Source organism: Bacillus sp. FSL L8-0099 (assembly GCF_038006385.1).
GTDB lineage: Bacteria > Bacillota > Bacilli > Bacillales > Bacillaceae_G > Bacillus_A > Bacillus_A toyonensis.
On the sequence record NZ_JBBOVC010000001.1, the window covers coordinates 4,076,105 to 4,091,876 of the forward strand.

Sequence of the window (15,772 nt, forward strand, 5' to 3'; positions counted from 1 at the left end):
TGATTTATCCTTTCGGTTTACATATAAGTGCTACAAAAAATGAAAATAATATAGCTGCGGAAATGCCCGCAGACGTTAAACTAAACATGCCGATACCAATTCCTAAATACCCATGTTTTTCCGCCGCATGCATTGCTCCGTGTAATAGTGAATGTCCAAAACTTGTAATAGGGACTGTTGCTCCAGCACCTGCAAATTTTATAAGCTTATCATACAAGCCGAATCCGTCTAAAATGGCTCCGACAACTACAAAACTTGCCATTAAATGGGCCGGTGTTAACTTTGCAAAATCTAACAATACTTGTCCAATTACACAAATCGCTCCTCCTACAAGAAATGCATATACAAAATCCACAATTCACTCTCCTTTAACTCTTTCAAACACAACACCATGCGCAATTGTTGGAATCGTTTCCTTTTGTTGCATCATCATTGGGCTCAATAAAGCCCCCGTTGCAACGACAAAAATGCGTTGTAAATTCCCTTTTTGCATTTCACGTAATAAGTGGCCGTATGTGACAACAGCGGAACAAGCACAACCACTGCCACCTGCAAACACTTCTTCTTGATTTGAATCATAAATCATTAATCCACAATCATTGTATATATGCCCAAGGTCATAACCTTCCTCAAGTAAAAGTTGTTTTGCAATTGGTGTCCCAACAGCCGATAAATCACCAGTAACAATCAAATCATAATCAGCTGCGCTTCTTCCTAAATCTTCAAAATGCTGTTGGATTGTATGAGCAGCAGCTGGTGCCATTGCCGATCCCATATCTAGAGGGTTCATAATTCCTAAATCTTGCACTTTTCCAATCGTAGCTGCCGTAATTTTAATTGCACTTTTTTCTTTGCTAATTAATATGGACCCTGCACCTGTAACAGTTGAATTTGCGGTTTCTGGCTTTTGTCCCCCATACTCTGTTGGATAACGAAATTGCCTTTCAGCCGTTGCATTATGACTACTCACCGTAGCTAAGACACGATTCGCAAATCCACCGTCTATAAATGCTGATCCAACTGCTAAAGTTTCCATTGACGTCGCACAAGCGCTAAACATTCCTAAAAAAGGAATCCCCCACTGACGCGCAACATAATTCGCTGTCACTGTTTGATTTAATAAATCGCCCGCTAAAAAGAAATCAATTTGTGATGTTTTTATATTCCCTTTTTGCACTGCTTGTTGCATTGAGTCTGACATTAATTTTCGTTCAGCAAGTTCCCAGTTTTCCTCTCCACAATGCAAGTCATTATATGAAATATCAAAATATTTTCCAAGAGGGCCTTCAGCTTCTTTCGGACCGACAGCAGTACCCGTTGCATTTACGTAAATATCATTTTGAAATACCCACGTTTGTTTTCCTGTCAACCTCATACTCGCCCCTCCTTTAAGACATAAAAATTTTAAAAGTATATCTTATTAATCCGATAATGTATGCTCCAACAACGCCAAACACGATAACACTTCCTGCAAGCTTAAACATGTTTGTAGCAATCCCTAGAACAATCCCCTCACTCTTATGTTCTAGCGCAGCGCTCGCCATAGAATTTGCAAATCCTGTAACTGGTACTGCCGATCCTGCTCCAGCAAATTGACCGATTTTATCATATACACCACATCCTGTTAAAATCGCCGACAATAAAACAAGAGTTGCAACTGTCGGATTTCCTGCCTCTTGTTCACTAAAGTGAAAATAATGTATATAAAATTTCATCAATATTTCTCCGACTGTACAAATGAGCCCACCTACAAGAAATGCCTTCACACAATTTAGTAAATAGTTTGGCTTTGGATGGTACTCCTTCACTTTATTTATGTAATCATCTTTCAGTTTTCGGTTTGTCATTTATATATTGCCTCCTACTTTACGAAATAAATCCAGTGAAACAATGAGCCTATTACTTTGCCAAGTACAAGAGCAACGAGTAAAACAACAATTTTCCCCTCTACCCCGACTCGTTTCGCTAAAATAGGTAAAACATTTAATACTTCCGTTAATGCCGCAGCAAGCATTCCAATGAATGTACCACAAAATAAACCTAATATTACAAGCCAATATTGCGATGTTTGAAATGTAATGTTTTTCAAACTACACCAAGCCCCAGTTAAAGTTCCCGCAATGACAGCCCACTCAAAATATTGAATATGCTTTCCACTTCTCGTTAATTGAGCTAAACGAGGGATTATACCAAGTACAGCCAAAAAGGCAACATATCCGCTACCTACTGCAATCCCGCCAGCTAAACCAATTAATATAACAAACCCACATTCAATCATCGGCAAGCTGTTTCGTGTTATCCTTGTTTTCATTAACAATTACATATTGATCAAGCGACTGTTGATATTGAAACATCTCAACTTCTAACGGACTCGGCTCTTCATTAATTCGCTTTTGAAATACATGATTAAAAAATAAAACCATACCTAATCCAAGACCTACTGAATAGGGAACTTGAAATAATAGTGGTTGCTCCTTAAACTCTCCAGTAATCATGTAATATAACCGCTGATGTACTTGTTGCATACTTACATCCTCATGGAAATAAATGATCGCAAGGGCCGCCCCAATGAACAACAACAACCATACAAGCCCAAAGAAAATTGGGGGCACTTTCTTTTTTTCATATATAATTTCAACAAGAGTTTGTCCAGAACCTAGTAAATTAATTTGTACATGAGATGCTTTTTGTTGAATAATTTCAATTACTTTCATAACATCAATTACAACATGCGTCTTATCATGTGCTGTTACGTTGTAAACTATTTCATTTTGTAAAGACTCAACTACAAAAGAATCTCCTGCAAGTTGAGCGACATCACTCAGCTTTATTTCATACGCAGGAGAAATTTTTAAACGATTGCGCATTTTAATATAAATCGTTCCTTCCAATTTTCATTCACCCCTTCACTCTTCCTCGTAGTTGTAGTATGGTTATTGAATTTTTTTCTAATACAATTTTTTCATAAAAAAACATCTGTACCGTTTCGGTACAGATGTTTTTAGCTTATGCCTTTTTCTTAAATAAATTTGCGATACTTAATGCAAGTCCTCCCCAAATGACTACGATACCAATAACCATCATCATAATCGCTGATCCACTCATCATGAAACACCTCGATCTTTCCATTCTTTTTCAAGCTGGGCAGAATCTGAATGTATTTGTGCATTCCATTTTTTCAAACCAATGACTAGTGCGACTAGAAGGAATGCTGCCGCTATCGACCAACCATATGTTACAACAAATTCCGTCGGATAATCTCCGTAGTTCTTTTTAATATTTTGGATTACACCATCAATTAACATATACCCTAACATGAGTGGAGTAATAACGAGTAAACTAACTCTCCAAAACGTTCCTAATTTTATATCAGATACAAAGTTAGCATGATTTTGGTAAATAGGTAGACGGCGCAAGATAAGACCTATCGTAACCACTTCAGCTAGTGCAATTGTAATTAATCCAAAATTATTAGCGAAATAATCAACAACATCTAGAAACATAAGCCCACCACGTGTTGCAAAAACAAGAGAAACTAACACGAGAAGTGTTCCCATAATTCCAATCGTCTTTTGACGACTCAAACTAAATTTTTCAGATACAGCCGCAAAGCATACTTCCGCAAGTGAAATGAGTGATGTAATTCCAGCAACAGTTAACGATAAGAAAAATAATACTCCAAATAACGGTGACATCGGTAATTCATTAATAATTTGTGGGAATACTACAAACGCAAGCCCTACGCCAGCACTCGCAACTTTATCAACTGGTACCCCCATGTTATTTGCCATAAATCCAAGAGCAGCAAAGACTCCAATTCCGGCTAATAATTCAAATCCTGAATTTGCAAACCCTGTAATAAAAGCATTATTTGTTGTATCTGAGTTTTTCGGTAAATAACTAGAATACGTAATCATAATTCCGAATGCTAGAGATAAACTAAAGAAAATTTGTCCATAAGCAGCAAGCCATACTTTCCCATCAAAAATACGACTCCAGTCTGGTTTAAAGAATGCATCTAACCCTTGCATCGCACCTTCCATCGTCACTGCACGAACAACGATAATTAAAAACATAACAACTAATAAAGGAATAAAAATGCGGTTAACAACTTCGATTCCTTTTTTAACGCCTTTGAATGCAACGCCAAGCACAATAATCCAAACGAGAGCTAACGGAATTAATACTTCTGGCACAAGCCCCCCAAATTGCCCTGGTTTATCTGCAACATGTAAATATTCTTTAAATAAAAATGATTGCGTGTCTTTCCCCCACGCTCCAGTAATTGCAAAATACGTATACGAAATAGACCAAGCGATAATTACTGCATAATATGTTGAAACGATAAACGTTACACACATTTGCCACCATCCAATAAATTCAGCACGTGGATGAATACGGAAGAATGTAAGTGGTGCAGAACCACGATGACGATGCCCAAGAGCGAATTCGAATGCTAGCAATGAAATACCAGTCGTTAATAATGCAAATAAGTACGGTAAAAAGAATGCACCTCCTCCATTTTCATACGCTGTATAAGGAAAACGCCATATGTTTCCTAATCCAACGGCTGAGCCGACCGCTGCGAAAATAAATCCAGCCCTCGTTCCCCATTGTTGCCTCGTTTCCATGTTTCCTTCCCCCTTTATGACAAGTTCATACTTGGATTATATTTTAAATTAACTAAATTATCAATAAATTCTGTTAATTTTTGCGAAAATTAACAACTCCCTCCTATTAAAGTCATAAAAAAATCGAATAGACAGTTATTCATCTATTCGATCTTTCATCTGTTTTAATATTTTCTTTTCAAGTCTTGAAACTTGTACTTGCGAAATACCTATGCGCTCTGCTACTTCTGATTGGGTTTGATCTTTATAATAGCGCAAATATACAATAAGACGTTCTCGTTCATCTAATTCTCTAATTGCTTCTTTTAAAGCTATTTTATCAAACCATTTCGTTTCAGATTGATCTGCAATTTGATCTAAAATAGTAATAGGGTCTCCATCATTTTCATACACGGTTTCATGTATCGATGAAGGAGGACGACTCGCTTCTTGCGCCAGAACAACTTCTTCAGGCGTTAGTTCTAGCGCCTCTGCTACTTCATTAATCGTTGGAGCCCTTCCGAATTCTTTCGAAAGCTCGTCTCTCATCTTTCGAATTTTGTTGCCTGTTTCTTTTAAAGATCTACTTACTTTCACTGATCCATCGTCACGTAAAAATCGTTGAATTTCTCCAATAATCATTGGAACTGCATATGTTGAAAATTTCACGTCGAAAGATAAATCAAATTTATCTACCGATTTTAAGAGCCCAATACATCCAATTTGAAATAGATCGTCTGGTTCGTATCCTCGATTCAAAAAACGCTGTACAACCGACCATACTAGACGCATATTACTTTGAACAATCGTATCTCTTGCTTGTTGATCTCCACCTTGACTTTTTTGAATTAACGCTTTTAGCTCGTGGTCCTTTAACTGAGGTTTCTTCTTCTCATTTTTGACCTCTATGTCCATAGGCTATTCTCCTTAATTGCATAGAGCGTTACTATTTGATAAGTATTTTGTCAAATGGATTGTTGTCCCGAAAGATTCGTTTGAAATAACTTCTACTTCATCCATAAAATTTTCCATGATAGTAAATCCCATTCCGGAACGCTCTAATTCAGGTTTAGTTGTAAAAAGGGGTTGTCTTGCCTCATCTAAATTAAAAATGCCAATCCCTTCATCTCGAATCGTGAGTTTCACCATTGCCTCTTCCAAAATTACAGAAATATAAACAGTACCTTCTGCATTTCCTTCGTATCCATGAATAATTGCATTTGTAACCGCTTCTGACACAACAGTTTTAATCTCCGTTAGCTCATCCATCGTTGGATCTAGTTGCGCAATGAATGCTGCCACTGTAACGCGAGCGAATGATTCATTTTGACTTAATGCTGAAAATTGAAGGTTCATTTCATTTCTCATTTATGCCACCCCCAACGTCGCGAGCGCGTGCGCTTCACTTTCTTCTAAGCGAACAATTTTGAATAAGCCCGACATTTCAAATAAACGCTTAACAGGCGGTGAAATTGCACAAACAACCATTTCTCCACCTAATCCCTTTACATGCTTATATCGGCCTAATATCACACCTAAACCAGAACTATCCATAAATGATAAGTTCTCTAGGCTCAAAACAATGTGATGAACACCATGTGTCTCAATCATATCTGTCACTTTCGTTCGCAACTCTTCAGCAGTATGATGATCTAATTCACCCGCTAGTCTCACACATAGGACGTCACGTTTTACTTCTAATTGCATGGAAAGACTCACACGATTTCCTCCTTATGCTCAAACTTTACTCATTTACATACATAAAGATTTTCGTGATACAACATAAGAATCCTTCCTACTGACAAAAGAAGAACTATTTCGCCATAAAGTGAAACCATTCAACAATTATTTACTTACATACGAATAGAAAAGCGGCAAAATGTTTGCCGCTATTTTGATGTTGAAAACATCCCAAAACTTCTTTTAAATAACTCCCACCAGCTTGCTGCAGCAACATCTTCTTTTGCTACGATTGTTTGTTTTAATAAAACCTCTTTATCTTTTTTAATAACAAGCGTGCCAAGTGCATCACCTTTTTTAATCGGTGCTTTCACTTTCTTTTCAGCAATTACTTCTTGCTTTACTTTGTCCATATTTTCGCCCTTCTTCATAAGAAGAGACACATTATCTGATGCAACTAAATCTACTTTTTCTTTTTTACCTTTTCCTACTTGTACAGTCTTAATTTTTTCACCGCGCGTATACATTTTCTTCGTCATATATTGACCAAATGCATAATCAAGAAGCTTCGTCACTTGATTGTTCCGTTCTTTAGATGTAGGTGCTCCCATAACAACTGAAATAACACGCATGCCATTTTTTTCAGCCGATGCTGTTAAGCAATATTTTGCTTCTGTTGTAAAGCCCGTTTTTACACCATCTACTCCAGGATAAAAACGCACTAACTTATTCGTATTGACGAGCCAAAACTTCTTATCCGTATCTTCTCGTAAATAATCTTCGTATTTACCTGTGTATTTGCGAATAAGTGGATACTTCATCAATTCTCTCGCCATTATAGCCATATCATTTGCTGTAGAATAATGATCTTTAGCCGGGAGACCTGTCGGGTTTTGAAAATGTGTATTTTTCAACCCTAAATCTTTCGCTTTTTTGTTCATCATATTTACAAATCCTTCTTCTGAACCAGCGATATGCTCTGCTACTGCAACAGATGCATCATTTCCAGATGCAATGGCAATACCTTTTAGCATTTCATTTACGGTCATCTCTTCCCCAGGTTCTAAAAAGATTTGTGATCCACCCATTGAAGCTGCATGTTCACTTGCTCTAACTTTATCGTTTAGTTTTAGTTTTCCTTTTTCAACTTGTTCCATAATTAATAGCATTGTCATAATCTTTGTCATACTAGCAGGTGGTAACTTTTCATTCGGATTTTTATCAAATAAAACTTTACCTGTATCTTGCTCAATTACGATTGCTGACGATGCTTGCTCCGCTAACTTCGGCGCGGTTTCTTCTGTTTTCTCCTGCTTCGTTTTCTCAGATTGTGCAAAACTAACTGAAGTACCAGAAAGCAATAACATGAAACAAACAAGTATTCCAAAAACTCGCTTCATGACTAACCCTCCATTCTATATCAGACCTATTTTTTCCAATTTATTATTTTTTAATACCATATTCTTCTATTTTTTTCAGTTGACAAACACATTCATACCCTATATTGTATTAAGTGTATTACGCATAGTAGTACACTTAATACATATGAGGAAGGAGACATTGCTCTTGCATATTCAACTTGATCCAAGAAGCAACACTCCGATATGGGAACAAATTGTTCAAAATATAAAAGAACTCGTATTAAAAAACATGTTAGCTCCAAGTGATAAACTTCCTTCTGTACGTGAGCTCGCTTCATTACTTGTTATAAATCCAAATACAGTGAGTAAAGCGTATCAAGAATTAGAGCGACAAGGGATTATTGAAACGTTACGAGGAAAAGGAACATTTGTATCTCAATCGATTACCCCAACATTAGACGAAAGGAAAATCGCTATGGTTGAAAAGCAATTTCATCAATTATTACTAGAAGCCTCTTATCTTGGGATTACGAAAGATAAAATTCATGATTGGATAGATTCATACTATAAAGAGATTGGAGGAAATATGGATGCTGAAAGTGACAAGTTTGAAGAAAACAATTGATAATCAAACGATTTTAGACGATGTTTCTTTCACATTACAAAAAGGTAGTATCGTCGGATTACTCGGAAGAAACGGTGCGGGGAAAACAACTTTATTACGAACGATGATCGGCATTTTAGACCCAGATGAAGGCACGGTTACATATGAAGATACAGATATTCATATGCAGCCTGAAATGAAACAAAAGGTCGTATATGTCCCAGATTCTACTAACATACTGAACGGATATACAGTAAAAGAAATCGTGAAATTTTATAAAGCAGTTTATACAGCATTTGATGAATCATATTTCTACGAACTGCTTGAACGTTTTAACTTACCAAACAAGCGGATTCGTAGTTACTCAAAAGGAATGAAAGCGCTGCTTGCGATCATTTTAGCCGTTGCTACAAAAGCAGAGTATATCATTTTAGATGAACCGACAAATGGGCTCGATCCTATCGTTAAAAGACAGATTTTGCAGTTTCTCGTTGGAGAAGTTGCAGAAAAAGAGATTACCATTTTCATCTCAACTCATCATTTAGATGAAGTGGAACAAATTGCAGATACAATCATTATGTTAAAAGGCCATACCGTGGCATCTATTACTTCACTTGATGATGCAAAATCACGATTTGCAAAAATACAAGTAGCTTATGAACGGTCATTACCTCAAAAACTAGAAAACTTAAGCAATATTAAAATATTAAATCAAACAGGAAAAGTATTTACGATTTTAATCGAAGGAAATGTTGCTACAACGCTTGAAAAGTTTTATAAAGAGCAACCAATACTTATTGAAGAGTTAACAATGTCACTTGAAGATGTCTTCGTTACGATACTTGAGGAGGATGGGTATGTTTCATAAGGCACTATGGATGTGGAATTGGAAACGCGGGAAATATGGTGTATTACTCTTTTTCTTGAGTACACTTTATCTTTTATCTTTCGGATACTATAAAGCAGCTCAGCAACAACTTGCTAATTATTATGAACTCTCAGAAAAGGGGACTTTCTATTACTATTATGCTTTTTTGTCAAATACAGGTAATAGTTTTTGGCTAACTATTCTTATTATTTGTTTAGCTTGTCTATTAATAGGTTGGGAACGTAGCAACCAATCTAATACCCTACTTATGGAAATGCCATTTACAAGAAAAGATATTTTCTTCTCTAAATGGGCTTTCGGTTCACTATGGATTATAGGGTCTCTCCTTGTAAACTGGATCCTTATGTACATTATTTATAGAACAACCATTCATTTTGAGTATCAAACATTCAGTCCATTTCATCGATACTTTCTTTATGCAATTGTTTCTTATGTTGCAGTCTATACAGCTGCATTATGTATCGGTACTTTTACTGGGAGCATTGTTTCACAAATCGCTTTTTGTATTCCATGGCTACTAATGGGACTTACATTTACTCCATTATTGTACAATTTTACAATAAACCATTTACAGGCTACAGATACTACAAATACCAACTTGTATCACCAGCTTGATGAAATCAATCGAAAAACAAATATAGTTGCACCAATATATAATTTCGCGATCTATTACCAATATAATCCTGAATCGCGCAAAAAAGAAAATGACCCAACTACTTTAAGAGATCCAGCATCTTATACGTATTATTCGGCTAAATCAGTGTTAGTCCCTATTTTGTATACAATATTTTACTTACTACTTGGCTCATTTTTATATACACGATCGCCTAATGAAAACACTCAAAAGATATTTATTTTCCAAAAACATTTACGAATATGGATATGGGGAACAACCATTTATTTTGCATTACTAGGTGGCTATAAAATAAATCAATTTAGTTTCTTATTTAACTACTATATCGGTTTGTTTCTCGCTGGAATCATTACTTATATTGTATTATCACGCCTAACAAATTATAAAGTTTTTTAAAGGAGAGATCCTATGTTTCAAAAAGCACTATGGCTAAGAACGTATCAACAAAGTAAATATGTTTTATGGCTCTTTTGGTTCGTTAGCTTATACAATTTGTCATACAAATACTATTTGGCATCGATTGAACAACAATACCTTCTAAAAATGCAAAAAGAAGGGGAATATGTATATCATTACAATTTCGGTTTATTACTTATGGACCCTGTCATCTTTCAAGGTGGTGCACTTATCATTCTAGCCTGTACGTTAATAGGTTGGGAAAGGCAAAATAACTCCATCGATTTTCTTTGGTCTATGCCTTTTAAACGTTCACACCTTTTTATGACAAAATGGTTGTTTGGTATTTGTAACATTGTAGCAGCTGTTAGTATAAACTGGGGACTATTTGCTATTATGAAAAAGTTAACTTTTCATAATAAATATCAAGTATTTTCCCCATTTCATTCTTATTTTATATACATGTTAATTGTATTAATTGCTATTTATACACTTGCCTTATGTATAGGGACAATAACTGGGAATCTTATCTCGCAAGGACTTCTCACTGCAGCTATATTCATATTCCCATTATTACTTCCAACACTTATCTCAGGAGTCATCGCTGTCCACTCAAATATTGACTTTCATGAGAACAATGGCAATATGCATCGGGTTATGGAAAACATGCGGATTTCTGGTCCGGCAGAAAATTTTACTATTCGCTTTGATTACGATCCACAAAGTTCTTATATTGATGATGATGGAGTGCGTCATAACGAACCAAACTTTACAAAAATCCCTTCAGCAAAATTATTGATTGCACCTATTATATATATCATTATTTTGTTACCACTCAGTTTATATTTATATGTTCGTTCAGTCAATGAGCGAAATGGAAGTTTCTTACTATATCCGAAGTTTCAAAAAATAGTTATGAGCCTTGCTATTTTCTTTATAGGAATAGTTGGTGGTTTAGTCTTGGGGAGAGACAAATCATTACTGAATTTTTACATTGGATTTTTCGTGACGAGCATAATTACCTACTTCCTTCTACCTAAAATATTAAAATGGAAAGTCTCTTGGAATTTCAAATAAAATAACCTCCTCTTCTTGAGGAGGTTATTTCACATTCTCTCTTCTTTTCCCATACTCTTTTTCTTGCTTCGTTCCAAATCCGTCACCATTTGCTACGATTTGATCTGTTGGAGCAACTATACTTTCAGCAATTCTCCATTCTCCCCCTTGTTGAATAAACACTTGCATAAAATAATTCATTCCATTTAATTGATACGGATTTTCTTTTTTCACTTCATAACGAGCTGCAACATAATACACTTGAACATTTTCAGCCTCAAACTTAGCAATATATTGTGATAATCTCGGGATGTACTGTGATGCTTTCTGAAGTGGAAGTTGTTTTACTTTTACAAGAGAAGACTTTGTCACATTGCTTATCGTATCTTCATGCCGCATGTTATCACTATGATGAAATAAAATGGCATTCTGCATAGAACGAATCCATAGTTTTGAATATAAAACAGGTTGCTTATTTGAAATATGTTGTAATTCTTTTTGAACGACATGAATTGGCGTTGCGGCATCCACGAACTTATTAAAGCAGAACATACTTCCAATCATAATGAAAAGCGTAAAAATACGTTTCATAATTTTTCACTCCGATTCTTTTTAATTAAAGTATTGGAGTTTCAAAATATTTTTATTCAAAAGAAAAAGGATAGGAAAGCTTTCGCTTCCTATCCTCATTTATTATAATACGCGGCCAAATAATTCTAATACCATTTCTATTTCTTGGTCGCTCCAACCTTTAAATCTCTCTTTATAGTATTCCTTACGCACAGCTTCAAGTTTTTCAGTTACTTCTCTTCCGTGTTCTGTAATTTCTAAGTACACGATACGACGGTCTGAATTTGAACGCTTTCTTTCTACAAACCCTTTTCGTACGAGACGATCTGTAACAGCTGTAATATGACTGGAGGTTACGTTTACTTCACTCGCAATTTGCGAAGCCATCTGTGGACTGTTTAAAAATAACGCACGTAATACAGAAAATTCATTATATGGCATATGTTCTGCAAAGCGTGTATTAATATCATTTTGTAATAAACGTATCATCTTTCGAAATGATGCGGATAAATCTAAAATCAGTGTTTCTCTTTTTTCGTTCACTAGCCTCGTCCCTTTTTTATCATATTTACACATATTATAATCTATAAATACCTATGTTGTATATGCTTTCTTTCCTCAACATTCTCATTTATGTAACTTTTTTCATATAAATTTCTTTTTTGTTCACACATATACATATAAAAAGGATGGTGATGGAAAATGCAGGGTGGAATGAATCCTTATTTACAAAACGTACGCACAGCTAATACTGGTAAAGAAGCGACTATTACTGTACAAGGTGAAGGTGTTGTCAAAGCGAAACCAAATGTTGTTCTATTAACACTTGGCATTCGAACTGATAGTAAAAATGTGAAACAAGCGCAAGAAGAAAATGCAGTACAATCAAAACAATTGCTGGATGCACTTAAACAGCTTGGTATTGCTGATAAAGATATAGAAACGATTTCTTATACGATCACTCCTCAATACGAGTATGTAAATGATAAAGCGTTACTACAAGGATATCGTGTGGAACATTTGTATGAAATTACCGTTTTAAATGTACAAAAAGCAGGGGAAGTATATGATATAGCCGTTTCAAATGGAGCAAACGTAGCAAAAGGTTTACGTTTTCGAATATCTCATCCAAATAAATATTATGAGCAAGCTCTTATTCAGGCTCTGCATCAAGCGGTAGAAAAAGCTCGTGCTATTGCGAGTACATACAATTTAAATATTAATCCTGTCCCCCTCTCACTCGTTGAAGAATCTGCTCAATTACCACGGGAGATTGCTTCCTATGCTACTTTGCATGCACAAACAGCTCCACCTATTCAATCGGGAGAATTAGAAATCATTTCAACTATACGGGCTATTTTTACGTATTTATAAATAATTTCGTTTATAAGTAAACGTTATCATTTTCGTTGTTGTAAAAACATGATGTTCTGATATAATAAAGGACGGTGAGCTCTTACAAAAGAGATATCACGGGTGGGAGAGGGATATGAAAAAGAAGGTTTAACATGAAAGGAATACTTGAAAGAACATTTAAATTAGGCTTACACGAAACATCACCAAAACAAGAAGTTTTAGCTGGAGTTACGTCATTTTTCACAATCGTATATATTATGATTGTAAATGCGTCAATCTTATCGGATGCCGGCATTCCACTTGAAGCTGGAATTTTAGCAACTGTTTTCAGTTCATTTGTCGGATGTCTGCTCATGGCATTTTGGGCAAATGCACCTGCTATTCTTGTCCCAGGTATGGGTGTAAATGCATTCTTCACGTACACAGCTGTGCATACGCTCGGTTTAACTTGGCAAGAAGCATTAGCAGCTGTCTTTATCTCTGGTATTATTTTTGCAATTGCTGCGTTTACACCAATTGCTCGCGTGCTTTCAGTATCGATTCCAAAGTCATTAAAGGAAGCTATTACTGTCGGTATCGGATTGTTTTTAGCATTTATCGGATTGCAAAAAGGTGGTTTAGTCGTTTCGAATCCAAATACTGCTGTTGCAATGGGGAAATTAAGTAATCCTGTCGTTCTTGCGACATTGCTTACTCTTATCGTTGCACTTGTATTATTTATTCGTAACGTACGTGGAAACTTTTTATGGACGATTGCAATAGGAACTGGTATTGCATGGCTATTTGGTCTTGTTGATACGAGTCAAATGGGAAATAGTTCATTTTCATTCGCTAATTACGGCGATGTGTTTGGAGCTATGTCATTTGGGAAACTTTCTTCCTTACCGTTTTGGATTGCAACATTCTCCTTAAGCATGGTGCTTATTTTTGAGAACATGGGACTTCTGCACGGTTTATTAGAAGATGACCGCAAATTCCCACGTGCTTACCAAGCCAATGCGATTTCAGCAATGACATGTGGTCTATTTGGCACAAGTCCTACCGTTTCAACAGTAGAGAGTGCCGCAGGTATTACTGCAGGCGGAAAGACAGGTCTGACGTCTATCGTTACTGGGATGTTATTCTTTGCATCACTGTTCGCTCTTCCGTTTGTCAAATTAATTCCTGATAGTGCCATTGCACCAATCTTAATTATTATTGGCGGTCTGATGATTACAAGCATTCAACAAATTCCTCTGAACGACTTTTCAGAAGGATTTCCAGCGTTTTTAATTATCGTTATGATCCCGCTCACATATAGTATCGCTGATGGCATTGCGTTCGGATTTATTGCTTACCCTATCTTAAAAGTTGCACTTGGAAAGCGTAAAGAAGTCGCGCCATCTATGTATATCGTTACATGCCTATTCTTAGCCATGTTTGTATTACATGCTATTGGTTAAATAAAAAAACACCGAGGTGAATACCTCGGTGTTTTTTCATTTAAACCATCCTTTTTTATAAAACCAGGCCATCATTCCGCCACCAATTAACGCCATTAACAACAAACAAATAAAATAACTATACTTCCCACCAAGCTCTGGCATATGTGAAAAGTTCATTCCATATACTCCTGCAATAAATGTTAGTGGCATGAAAATAGTAGAGAAAACAGTTAATGTTTTCATAATGTTATTCATATGATGTGAGTTTAATGAAAAGTAGCTATCCCGAATATCTGCCGTCAACTCTCGGCTCGCTTCAATCATTTCAGTTAATTTAAGCAAATGGTCATGTATATCTTTAAAGTAAATCTCATGATCACTTATGCCGTAAAAACGAGTTGAATTTAAAATACGATACAATAAATCACGCATCGGAATAATTGTCCGCCTTAGCTTAGATAAATCCGCACGTATATCAAATACCTCTTCTAACACGCTTCCTGCTGTCTCACCCGTTAAATTATCATCAATCGCATTTAAATGGTCTTCAATGTAATAAACAGGTGCGAAATAGTCATCTACAATTTGGTCAATAATTGTATGTGCCACATGCAAAGGACCTTTCTTAATACGTTTTTTTTCGCCAAGTGTTTTCCATACTCTTTCGATTGCATTGTTATGAGAAAAATGGAAAGAAACAATATAACGATCACTAATAAATAAATCGATTTCATGCGGTTCTAATCCATCCTCACCAAATCCATGGAGAACTAAAAAATTATATCCATCATAAAAATCAACCTTTGGCCTCTGTACATATTCTATACAGTCTTCAATTGCAAGGGGATGGAACTTAAAATGGTCTTGCAAAATATATGTATACTCTTCTTTCGTTGGCTTATATAAATCTAGCCAATACCATACAATATGGTCTTTCGTTGTTTCTTCTAGCGAAACGTCATATAATACTTCATCTGTTTTTGTTACTGCACATATTCTAATCATAATTTCACCCATTATTATTATAAACAAAAAATAGTAAAAAAAGCCAAGGAGAAATCTCCTCAGCCTTTTTTTATCCCATATTAACGTACAGTAAGACCCCTACCTCAACATTCAGCGAAAGCAAAGAAGTTAGGTCTGGGATCAACTGCTCATAAACGCCCGGTTAGTGAAGGGTAATAATTAGTGG

The 15,772-nt window shown here is 35.8% G+C and carries 20 protein-coding genes; 6 read left to right on the forward strand and 14 right to left on the reverse strand.

What is annotated here, in order from left to right:
* Window positions 1-4: 4 nt before the first annotated feature.
* The 11 genes from spoVAE to dacF form a co-directional block, all read right to left on the reverse strand.
* Window positions 5-355, reverse strand: coding sequence for a stage V sporulation protein AE (spoVAE, locus tag MHH42_RS20550; protein WP_000348322.1), 351 nt, complete (start codon window positions 353-355; stop codon window positions 5-7).
* 3 nt (window positions 356-358) lie between these two features.
* Window positions 359-1,375: a stage V sporulation protein AD gene (gene spoVAD / locus MHH42_RS20555; RefSeq protein ID WP_001241169.1), complete on the reverse strand. Its 1,017-nt coding sequence runs from the start codon at window positions 1,373-1,375 to the stop codon at window positions 359-361.
* 13 nt (window positions 1,376-1,388) lie between these two features.
* Window positions 1,389-1,847: a stage V sporulation protein AC gene (gene spoVAC / locus MHH42_RS20560; RefSeq protein WP_000184907.1), complete on the reverse strand. Its 459-nt coding sequence runs from the start codon at window positions 1,845-1,847 to the stop codon at window positions 1,389-1,391.
* 14 nt (window positions 1,848-1,861) lie between these two features.
* Window positions 1,862-2,278: a stage V sporulation protein SpoVAB gene (gene spoVAB / locus MHH42_RS20565; protein WP_000568664.1), complete on the reverse strand. Its 417-nt coding sequence runs from the start codon at window positions 2,276-2,278 to the stop codon at window positions 1,862-1,864.
* On the reverse strand, window positions 2,271-2,891 hold the full coding sequence (locus MHH42_RS20570; protein WP_000399262.1) for a stage V sporulation protein AA: 621 nt from the start codon (window positions 2,889-2,891) through the stop codon (window positions 2,271-2,273). The genes spoVAB and MHH42_RS20570 overlap by 8 nt, the downstream gene beginning before the upstream one ends.
* A 115-nt stretch (window positions 2,892-3,006) precedes the next feature.
* Window positions 3,007-3,108 carry a methionine/alanine import family NSS transporter small subunit gene (locus MHH42_RS20575; RefSeq protein WP_002093318.1) on the reverse strand — a complete coding sequence of 34 codons (102 nt, stop codon included), beginning with the start codon at window positions 3,106-3,108 and terminating at the stop codon, window positions 3,007-3,009.
* The gene (locus MHH42_RS20580) at window positions 3,105-4,631 is read right to left on the reverse strand and encodes a sodium-dependent transporter (RefSeq protein WP_000450075.1); all 1,527 of its coding nucleotides are present in this window, start codon (window positions 4,629-4,631) and stop codon (window positions 3,105-3,107) included. Before MHH42_RS20580 ends, MHH42_RS20575 begins: the two co-directional genes overlap by 4 nt.
* A 135-nt stretch (window positions 4,632-4,766) precedes the next feature.
* Entirely contained in the window at window positions 4,767-5,525 is a 759-nt protein-coding gene (sigF, locus tag MHH42_RS20585; RefSeq protein WP_000350732.1) for an RNA polymerase sporulation sigma factor SigF, read from the reverse strand.
* Between the two features lie 12 nt (window positions 5,526-5,537).
* A complete protein-coding gene (gene spoIIAB / locus MHH42_RS20590) occupies window positions 5,538-5,978 on the reverse strand; it encodes an anti-sigma F factor (protein ID WP_001243394.1) in 441 nt (146 codons plus the stop codon).
* On the reverse strand, window positions 5,979-6,329 hold the full coding sequence (gene spoIIAA / locus MHH42_RS20595; protein WP_000059133.1) for an anti-sigma F factor antagonist: 351 nt from the start codon (window positions 6,327-6,329) through the stop codon (window positions 5,979-5,981).
* A gap of 170 nt (window positions 6,330-6,499) precedes the next feature.
* Complete coding sequence (dacF, locus tag MHH42_RS20600; RefSeq protein ID WP_000831987.1) at window positions 6,500-7,690, reverse strand: serine-type D-Ala-D-Ala carboxypeptidase DacF; 1,191 nt, start codon at window positions 7,688-7,690, stop codon at window positions 6,500-6,502.
* Between the two features lie 166 nt (window positions 7,691-7,856).
* On the opposite strand from dacF, the gene MHH42_RS20605 reads away from it, so the two are divergent.
* The 4 genes from MHH42_RS20605 to MHH42_RS20620 are packed head-to-tail and all read left to right on the forward strand — an operon-like array spanning window position 7,857 to window position 11,251.
* A complete protein-coding gene (locus MHH42_RS20605; protein WP_000548026.1) occupies window positions 7,857-8,276 on the forward strand; it encodes a GntR family transcriptional regulator in 420 nt (139 codons plus the stop codon).
* Entirely contained in the window at window positions 8,242-9,123 is an 882-nt protein-coding gene (locus MHH42_RS20610) for an ABC transporter ATP-binding protein (RefSeq protein WP_016109059.1), read from the forward strand. Before MHH42_RS20605 ends, MHH42_RS20610 begins: the two co-directional genes overlap by 35 nt.
* A complete protein-coding gene (locus MHH42_RS20615) occupies window positions 9,113-10,174 on the forward strand; it encodes an ABC-2 transporter permease (protein WP_340894001.1) in 1,062 nt (353 codons plus the stop codon). The genes MHH42_RS20610 and MHH42_RS20615 overlap by 11 nt, the downstream gene beginning before the upstream one ends.
* A gap of 12 nt (window positions 10,175-10,186) precedes the next feature.
* A complete protein-coding gene (locus tag MHH42_RS20620) occupies window positions 10,187-11,251 on the forward strand; it encodes an ABC transporter permease subunit (protein WP_016109060.1) in 1,065 nt (354 codons plus the stop codon).
* A gap of 24 nt (window positions 11,252-11,275) precedes the next feature.
* On the opposite strand, the gene MHH42_RS20625 is transcribed toward MHH42_RS20620, so the two are convergent.
* Window positions 11,276-11,821: a hypothetical protein gene (locus MHH42_RS20625; protein ID WP_000821091.1), complete on the reverse strand. Its 546-nt coding sequence runs from the start codon at window positions 11,819-11,821 to the stop codon at window positions 11,276-11,278.
* A gap of 102 nt (window positions 11,822-11,923) precedes the next feature.
* Window positions 11,924-12,343 (reverse strand): MarR family winged helix-turn-helix transcriptional regulator, encoded by a 420-nt coding sequence (locus MHH42_RS20630; RefSeq protein WP_001003306.1) that lies wholly within the window; start codon window positions 12,341-12,343, stop codon window positions 11,924-11,926.
* Between the two features lie 159 nt (window positions 12,344-12,502).
* Between MHH42_RS20630 and MHH42_RS20635 the strand changes: the two genes are divergently transcribed.
* Both MHH42_RS20635 and MHH42_RS20640 read left to right on the forward strand, forming a co-directional pair.
* Entirely contained in the window at window positions 12,503-13,174 is a 672-nt protein-coding gene (locus tag MHH42_RS20635) for an SIMPL domain-containing protein (protein WP_098225844.1), read from the forward strand.
* A 134-nt stretch (window positions 13,175-13,308) separates the two neighbouring features.
* Complete coding sequence (locus MHH42_RS20640) at window positions 13,309-14,598, forward strand: NCS2 family permease (RefSeq protein ID WP_000676245.1); 1,290 nt, start codon at window positions 13,309-13,311, stop codon at window positions 14,596-14,598.
* A 36-nt stretch (window positions 14,599-14,634) separates the two neighbouring features.
* Here the strand turns inward: MHH42_RS20640 and corA are convergent, their stop codons facing one another.
* Window positions 14,635-15,597 carry a magnesium/cobalt transporter CorA gene (gene corA / locus MHH42_RS20645; protein WP_002039517.1) on the reverse strand — a complete coding sequence of 321 codons (963 nt, stop codon included), beginning with the start codon at window positions 15,595-15,597 and terminating at the stop codon, window positions 14,635-14,637.
* Between the last annotated feature and the right edge of the window lie 175 nt (window positions 15,598-15,772).